This is a genomic window from Corallococcus sp. CA047B, from assembly GCF_003612065.1.
In the GTDB taxonomy this organism is placed as follows: domain Bacteria; phylum Myxococcota; class Myxococcia; order Myxococcales; family Myxococcaceae; genus Corallococcus; species Corallococcus praedator.
This window is the reverse complement of record NZ_RAWD01000522.1, coordinates 1-4,005: the sequence shown is the minus strand read 5'-3', so window position 1 is coordinate 4,005 and position 4,005 is coordinate 1. Positions and strand designations below refer to the sequence as shown.

Below are 4,005 nucleotides of genomic sequence, written 5' to 3'. Positions count from 1 at the left end.
GGCGGAGGACGACAAGGACCGGGACAGGGGCCGGGACTCCGGGCGGGATGAGCCTCGCGGCGGCCGGGGCAAGCGCGGCCGGGGCGAGGTGACGCTCTTCCTGGACGAGCCCGCGGAGGTGTTCCTCAACAACAAGCGGTTGGGGACCACGCCGCTGGTGAAGCGCGCGCTGCCGGTGGGTGCGACCGAGTTGATATTGGTGGGCGAGGACAAGAAGCGCCGCGTGCTCTCCGTGCCGGTGGAGGCGGGCAAGACGGTGCGCCTCAACCTCAAGCTGAAGGACCTGCCCGGCCGATGAATGAGAGGCAGGGTCGGAAGGGCTCCGCTATCCTTTCGGCCCATGGCGTTCTCCCTTGGCTTCCTGATGGACCCGCTCGAGAGCGTGCGGGTGGACCACGACACGACGTTCTCGCTGATGCTGGAGGCCCAGCGGCGCGGGCACGACGTCTACTACTTCGAGCAGGGGTGGCTGCGCTTCAACGGCCGGTGCGCTGAGGCGCGCATGCGCCGGGTGAAGGTGCGGCGCGAGCCCGGCCGGCACTTCGACGTGCTGCATGAAGAGGTGCGGCCCCTGTCGAAGCTGGACGTGCTCTTCCTGCGCAAGGATCCGCCGGTGGACGCGAACTATCTGCACGCGACCCAGCTGGTGGAGCTGTGTCCGGACCGCTCGCCGGTGTTCATCAACAACCCGTCCGGCATCCGCGACGCGAACGAGAAGCTCTTCACGCTGAACTTCCCGGACCTGATGCCGGAGACGCGCGTGACGAGCGAGCTGTCGGTGGTGATGGACTTCGCGGCCCAGAACGCGAAGGGCACCATCCTCAAGCCCATCGACGGGTTCGGCGGCAAGGGCATCCTCTTCCTGGCGCCGGGGGACCGCAACGCGCGCTCGATGGTGGAGCTGCTGACGCAGGGCGGGAAGGAGCCCATCCTCGCGCAGGCGTACGTGCCGGAGAGCCGCCTGGGCGACAAGCGCATCATCCTGGTGGACGGCGATCCGGTGGGCGCGGTGCTGCGCGTGCCGTCGGACGCGGACCACCGGGGCAACATGGCCGCGGGCGGCACGCCGATGAAGGCGGAGATCACCGCGCGCGATCTGCACATCTGCCAGCGCCTCAAGCCCGCGCTCCAGGAGAAGGGGCTCATCCTGGTGGGCATCGACGTGCTGGGCGACTACCTCACGGAGGTGAACGTCACCAGCCCCACGGGGCTCGTGGAGGCAAGCCACCTGGACCACGTCTCCTGCGAGGCGCGCGTGCTGGACGTGGCCGAGCGGATGCACGGCGCCCGCTGACGTGACGGCTTCCTCGGCTCCTTCGGCCGCACGGGACGACGAGACGCTGGACGCCATTGGCACCGCGGACGTGCGGGTGTTCCAGCGCCGCTCGGGCTACCGCTTCACGTTGGATGCGGTGCTGCTGGCGCACTTCGCGGCCACGGAGGGGCGGGAGCTGTCCGGGCCGGTGCTGGAGTTGGGCGCTGGCAGTGGCGTGGTGTCGCTGCTGCTGGTGAAGCAGTTCGGCGTCGAGGGACCGGTGGACGCGCTGGAGCTGCAGCCCGGGGTGTACGCGCGGCTCACGCGCGCGGTGGCGCTCAACGGGTGTGAAGGGCGGGTGCGGCCGGTGCTCGGGGACCTGCGGCAGGCGCGGACGCTGCTGGCATCCGGGGCCTATGGGCAGGTGGTGTCCAACCCGCCGTTCCGCCGGGCCCAGGCGGGGGTGGTGAGCCCGGACGAGGAGCGCGCCGTGTCCAAGTCGGAGGTGGCGTGTGACGCCGAGGCGGTGGTCGCCGCGGCCCGGCATGCGCTGCGTCCAGGCGGAGGCGTGAGCCTGGTGTATCCGGCGGCGCGGCTTGGAGAGGTGCTGGGGTTGCTCACGGGGGCGAGGCTGTTTCCCCGGGTGCTGCGCACGGTGCATGCGCACGTGGAGGCCCCGGCGACGCGCTTCCTGGTGCAGGCGCTGCGGGACCAGGACCGGGGACTGTCGGTGCGGCCGCCGTTGATCGTCCACGGGGCGGGGCCTGGGGGCTACGGCGCGGAGGTGGCGGCGTTGATGGACGTGCCGCTGGCGGAGCGAGACGGGGGTTGAGTGCCTGCCCGCAGAGCCACGGGCCGGGCGGGCGTCCGGGCCGGAAGGGCGGACGCGTCACAACGTATGGGGCACTTCACCCACCGGACGCGTGCGTCCCGGACGAGGAGAGCACCCATGAACGTGACGATGATGAACGAACAACCGTCGTTGTTGAAGTCGGCCGCGCTGCTGCCTCCGCGTCTGTCATTGGGCGCGACGATGATCCAGCACGGGCTCGCGAAGCTGAAGAAGGAGGGCGCCGAACAGCACGCGGGCATGTTCGAGCAGCTCGGGTTCAAGCCGGGGCGTCCGTGGGTGCTGGCGACGGGCATCACGGAGCTGGTGGCGGGGGTGAGCTCCATCCTGGGCATCGCGACGCGGTTCACGGCGCTGTCGGTCATCGTGACGCAGGCAGTGGCCATCGCGAAGGTGCACGGCAAGAACGGCTTCGACATCACCAAGGGCGGGTACGAGTTCAACGTGGCGCTCATCGCCATCGCCCTGGGGACGTTGATGCGGGGGCCGGGGCGGCTGTCGCTGCACAGCGCGCTGGAGCGGCGGGTGAAGCGCAAGGAGCTGAGGCACTTCCGGCTGCTGCCGCGCCAGCGCCGGGGTTCAATGCTGCTCGACGCGCTGGGGTAGGCCCTGTCCGGCGACGGACGGGGGTGGGTGCTGGAAGGGAGGTGGGGGTGTCGCCTGCCCGGCTGCTATCGAGCCGGCCCCAGCGGTGCCGCCCTCGTCCCGTCGCCTTCCCGTAAGATGGGCGGGCCATGGCCCCGTCCGTCCTGTTGATGCTGGCGCTCGCCGCGCCCGCCGCGTCCGTCCCCAACTTCTCCACAGCCGAGCGTCCCAGCACCGCGCTCCTCCTCGATGCGGGCACGGCCTCCGTGCGCTCCGTCATCCGGAACGTCGGGGCTGAACAGCTCGGCGCGGCCGGTGTCGCATCGGTGATGGGGGCCGCAGTCAACATCCAGCGCGCGGCCGAAGCCGGAACCGATCAACTCAGCGCGGCAGGGCTCGCTTCGGTGCAGGCGGCGGTGGGAGGCACGCATGCCACGCTCGCGGGCTCACGACAGCTCAGTGTGGCGGGCCTCGCCTCCGTGAAGGCCGCAGCCAACAGCCAGCGCACGACCGTGATGGGCTCCGCGCAGCTCACGAATGCAGGCCTCGCCTCCGTGCAGGCCGTCGCGAGGAATCCTTCATCCACGCTCACGGCGACGGCGCCGATGCGTGGCAATGGGGGCATCGTGCAGGTCGCGGGCGTCGCGCCGCGCACGGCCTCCTCCGGGGTGACCTTCGCGAATGGCACGGCCCCGTCTGTCTCGATGCGGATGCCCGCCGGCATGGCGGCGCCTGCCTCCGCACCGGCCCCGGGCGCGCCGTCGAACACGACGCCCGCGTCGGGCACCTCGCCCTCCGCTACGAGCACTGCCTCCGCGACGCCGCCCACGGGCACCACCACCGTGCAGGGCACGACGCCCCCCAGCACGGACACGACCTCCGCGCAGCCCGTCACCCCTTCCACCAGCCTCTCGGAAGCAGGCCGCATCGCAGTGGACGCCAGTGTCGCGGCCCTGCGCGCCGCCGCCATCGCGATGCATGAGAAGTCCGGCACCGCGCCCGGCCTCGTCGCCGTGGGGGACCCGGACGCGCACTACGCCCGGGGCGTGGAAGCCCTCAAGTCCAAGGACAGCGCCACCGCCATCGCGGAGCTGTCCGCGTGCGTCCAGGCCGCGCCGTCCCGCGCCGACTGCCGTTGGGAGCTGGGCTGGGCCTACTCCCTGGACGGCCGCTGGTCGGAAACCCTCACGCAGTGGACGCAGGTGCGCGCGCTCAAGCCGGACCAGCCCGACCTGGAAGGTGCGCTCACCCAGGCCCGCAGCCAGGCGGCGCTCCAGGCCCGGCTCGCGCAGCCCGTGGACGCCGCGCCCCGCCC

The 4,005-nt window shown here is 71.8% G+C and carries 4 protein-coding genes and 1 pseudogene; all 5 read left to right on the top strand.

Annotated features, from left to right (window positions below; all coding sequences use genetic code 11):
- Positions 1–298 (top strand): PEGA domain-containing protein (locus tag D7X74_RS40310; RefSeq protein WP_120538241.1); only part of this gene is annotated, 298 nt, incomplete at its 5' end.
- A gap of 42 nt (positions 299–340) precedes the next feature.
- Positions 341–1,294 carry a glutathione synthase gene (gene gshB, locus D7X74_RS40305; RefSeq protein WP_120538240.1) on the top strand — a complete coding sequence of 318 codons (954 nt, stop codon included), beginning with the start codon at positions 341–343 and terminating at the stop codon, positions 1,292–1,294.
- 1 nt (position 1,295) lies between these two features.
- Positions 1,296–2,087 (top strand): tRNA1(Val) (adenine(37)-N6)-methyltransferase, encoded by a 792-nt coding sequence (locus D7X74_RS40300; protein ID WP_120538239.1) that lies wholly within the window; start codon positions 1,296–1,298, stop codon positions 2,085–2,087.
- Between the two features lie 117 nt (positions 2,088–2,204).
- Positions 2,205–2,711 carry a DoxX family protein gene (locus D7X74_RS40295; protein WP_120538238.1) on the top strand — a complete coding sequence of 169 codons (507 nt, stop codon included), beginning with the start codon at positions 2,205–2,207 and terminating at the stop codon, positions 2,709–2,711.
- A 128-nt stretch (positions 2,712–2,839) separates the two neighbouring features.
- Positions 2,840–4,005 (top strand): annotated as a pseudogene (locus D7X74_RS40290) (hypothetical protein); the annotation flags it as partial.

Coding starts and splice junctions, on each gene's coding strand:
- gshB (WP_120538240.1), top strand. CDS start 341: ATGGCGTTCTCCCTTGGCTTCCTGATGGACCCGCTCGAGAGCGTGCGG.
- D7X74_RS40295 (WP_120538238.1), top strand. CDS start 2,205: ATGAACGTGACGATGATGAACGAACAACCGTCGTTGTTGAAGTCGGCC.